This is a genomic window from Ruegeria sp. SATB027, from assembly GCF_059613825.1.
This window is the reverse complement of the sequence record NZ_JBXWTH010000009.1, coordinates 1-2,402: the sequence shown is the minus strand read 5'-3', so window position 1 is coordinate 2,402 and position 2,402 is coordinate 1. Positions and strand designations below refer to the sequence as shown.

Genomic DNA, 2,402 nt, shown 5'->3' with positions numbered 1-2,402 from the left:
GAATTGTTTGACAGGTTCGCCATTCTTGCGCGGCGTAAAATTCACATTTGAGCAATGGTATCTTGACAGATTAATATGCCAAGAAAAATCGATTATACCTTCAACGTCATAAGTCTGACCTATGGATGACCTTACATAAGAGTTTCGATGTGATCCGAGGGAGCCTCGTGTGGCAAGCTGATCAGAATAGAGAATAGACGGGGATAACCAGACGGTTCCTTTCCTTCAGTACAAACGCCCCAGTTCCCTGATCCTTTGCGGATAATCGTCTGGAAAACGCCAGATGACTTCGCCGGGTGCGCGCACCAGTCCGCGCGCGGCGGGGTCTTTGTTGGTCAGCAATGACAGGAAAAGATCGCTGCTGGCCCATGGTGAAGACCGGAAGTACCAATGCCCGTTGCCAGTGCCCGCCTCTTCGGCATCCGTCACGTCGATGACATGCAGCCTTGGGGTCCGGGCCAGCTCCGCTTGCACCGCAGGCACTGCTTCGCCGGGCGGCGAGGTCTCTCCGACGCGCTTGCGGCCAAAGACGAACCTAGACATCGCCAGCGCGGAATCCGTTTGCGACTGATAGATCGTCAGGTCCGTAACCGCATCGAGAAGACCATCCTCGATAGCATGAATGAAATAAGCGCGGTCCAGATCGCTGCCGATCAGGATGAGCTTGCCCAACCGCGCGTTTCCCTCGGCCCCCAAAGCAATTTGATAGGCGGCGTCAAATGCCAGCCTTGTCCCGGCACTGTAGCCAATCAGGTGGATGCGACGGGCATCGGTATGGGCCGAGAGAAAGGCAATTAGCTCGCGCAGATAGCGTCGCGAGGCCAACGCCGATTCCTGATCGCGGAAATAGGCCAGCGTATTTGGGGTTGCTGTCCAGTTGTAACTGATGAAAGCGCCCTGATAGCCCAGGAAATGTTGCAACTGGCTTGAGACCAGAGTGGAATAGTCGAAATCCACATTATAGCCATGAATGTAGATGAAAATGTCCTTGTTGGCCGATTGTGCCAATTGCGCATTGATTTGTGACGCAAAATGGCTGCCGGCGGCTTCGACTTCGGCACGGCTGGGTGGCGTATCCATGTAATTGATAGCGCTGAACGGCAGAATGCCGGTCTCGGTCACGCCCACCACCCGCAGCCTATAGTCCCGATCCCGCGCCGCGGCGAGCGTTATGCGCCTTGCATTTTCCCAGCTTTCAAGCGGCGGGTCCGACGCAATCTGCGCGACACCCGCCCGCAGCACGTGCCCCCGTGCGTTATTGTAGCTTTTCTGCGGGTCGTCCGGTTCTGCGGGCTGGCGGTCGGTCGCGTAAAACAGACGCGCCCGCGACTCGAAATTACCCTCGGTCACATCCCCGAACGGGTCAAGCGTGCCATTGGCAAAGACCGTTGGCGAAGGCATGATGTCAATTTCATTGTAGGTTTTCGCCGCGCACCCCGTCAGGGTTATGAAGAAAATTAGCCAACAGAACCTTTGCATCAGACACTTTACGCCCCAGAATTTCCGCCGCATTGAGATCTGCCGGCACGAGCTTTCAACCATTTTTGCAAATGGACCATCTTTGGCAAGCCTTAGAGGATGCCTGCGGCAACGATGGCAGCAGATTGCGGGCCGGGACCGTGGATGATGTTGTCAGAGAGACGTTTGAAGAGTTCGAGTAAGCGGCCACATTAACCAATGTTCGCCGATTTCGGGGTCGGCTTCTTGATGAGTCTTTTACAATGTGAAGCTACGCAAAGGCGCAAGGGACCATGTGAAAACGGCTATGAAACGGGCCAGATGTTCATCAAGGTGAAGGGCATGTGCGAATAGTCATGAACGTTTCCTGCACTGAAAAGGTTCGCACCAGAATTTTACCACTCTTGGCTGTCCGGCTCCCGCCGCACGTTTGTGGGCTCCAAAAGGATGTTTGTTTGCTGTTTTTTACCTTGGCCTCACCCTATCCAGGGATCGAAGCTTCCAGAGTACCCGGCGCAATTCAGCGGTTTTTCGATTGGATGAAACTCCTCCAGTGCACTGCCTGTGCCCCAAAGTTAAAACGATTTGCGATCGTGTGGCTTTTTGTTGCTTTTTCTTGACCGGGCAAACGAATTGATACATTTTACCAAAATAAAACCAGAATGGAGCACAAATTATCACGATTATAGACCGTTTTTGTCGCTCCATACCGCCCTTGAGTCTGAGGTTTCGTCTCGGTGTAAGGATGGTTTCGGAGCGGTGGCAGTGCTAATAACGGAATGTCCTGTGCGGACTGGTTATGGTAACCTGAAATAGAAAGGTATCGCCCCGACAGTTTGCAGTTAACTGCACATTTTGAGGGTGCAATTCTGTCAAATTGGCGGTCACTGGCTTCACTTGACCCAAAGCGCCTCGCAAAAGAAGGCACCCAACAAAAATGATCA

The 2,402-nt window shown here is 53.3% G+C and carries 1 protein-coding gene; it reads right to left on the bottom strand.

The window, feature by feature from the left end; translation table 11 throughout:
* Positions 1-225 precede the first annotated feature (225 nt).
* On the bottom strand, positions 226-1,401 hold the full coding sequence (locus AC2FPW_RS00560) for an alpha/beta hydrolase (RefSeq protein WP_496812236.1): 1,176 nt from the start codon (positions 1,399-1,401) through the stop codon (positions 226-228).
* Between the last annotated feature and the right edge of the window lie 1,001 nt (positions 1,402-2,402).